We start from the raw sequence: 1,035 nt of genomic DNA on the forward strand, positions 1-1,035 counted from the left end.
CGGGCGGAGTCCACCTCCCGGGCGGGGGGCGGGCCGGCCCCGCCGCTCGGGGGCGGCGGGCGGGTAGGGGCCGCGCCCCCCCACCCCCCGCCCCCCCGCACCCCCGCGCGCCCCCACCCACTCGCCGCCACCCCCCCCCGGAGCCCGGCCCGCAGTGTGCGGGCCGGCCTCCGGCGGTCACAACTCGTGCCCGGCCGCGCCTACTTGACGGCCGTCTTGCCGATCGTGGGCAGGATGAAGTCCTGGATCAGCCCCTTGGCGTCCCGCACGATCGGCCGGAACACCCGGTAGCGCGAGAGGTTGATCACCCGGGCGGCCATCGGCGTCGAGCGCCGGACGAACTCCCTGGTGCGCTCGGTGTCCTCCGTCCGGTCGAAGACCCAGTAGAGCACCACGACCATCAGGTGCAGCCAGAGCACGTCCGGCAGCAGCTCGACGAGTTCGGCGTCCAGCTTCGGCGCCAGCTCCGAGCCCTGGAGGACTTCCCGGAACAGGTCGACGGCCACCGCCCGGGCCGGGTGGGACTCGTTGGAGAACGGGCTGAGCGAGCTGGTCGGGTCGGCCGCGGTGCGGAAGAACTGCGCGGCGAACTCGTGGTACGGCGCGGCCGTGTCCAGCCAGGAGTCCAGCGCGATCTGCAGCCGCTCGGCGAAGTCCCGGGTGTGGGCCATGCGGAGCCTGGCCTCGGCCGCGTGGTCGTGGGTCATCCGGTCGTAGAACCCCTGGATCAGGAATTCCTTGGCGGAGAAGTAGTAGTAGGCGTTGCCGACCGACACGCCCGCCTCGGTGGCGATGGCGCGCATCGTCGTCTTCTCGTAACCCCGGTCCTGGAACAGCCGCATGGCCGTCTCCAGGATCAGCGCCCGGGTCGCCTCGCTCTTGTCGGTCTTGGGCTGGGCCCGGCCGCCGGGCATGGGCCCGCCGTCCGTGCCGGGGGGGGGCGCGGCGGGGGGCGCCCCCCCCCCCCCCGGCGGGGGGGGGGGGGCGGGGGGGGGGGGGTCTTATAAAAAAATGAAGCGGGCCACGACAAAACAA

The 1,035-nt window shown here is 73.9% G+C and carries 1 protein-coding gene; it reads right to left on the bottom strand.

Annotation, left to right across the window (positions count from 1 at the left end; all coding sequences use genetic code 11):
• Positions 1-200 precede the first annotated feature (200 nt).
• Positions 201-914 (bottom strand): TetR family transcriptional regulator, encoded by a 714-nt coding sequence (locus ACFWXO_RS29515; RefSeq protein ID WP_380527339.1) that lies wholly within the window; start codon positions 912-914, stop codon positions 201-203.
• Between the last annotated feature and the right edge of the window lie 121 nt (positions 915-1,035).

Source organism: Kitasatospora sp. NPDC059088 (assembly GCF_042738155.1).
Lineage (GTDB): Bacteria > Actinomycetota > Actinomycetes > Streptomycetales > Streptomycetaceae > Kitasatospora.

Coding starts and splice junctions, on each gene's coding strand:
- ACFWXO_RS29515 (WP_380527339.1), bottom strand. CDS start 914: ATGCCCGGCGGCCGGGCCCAGCCCAAGACCGACAAGAGCGAGGCGACC.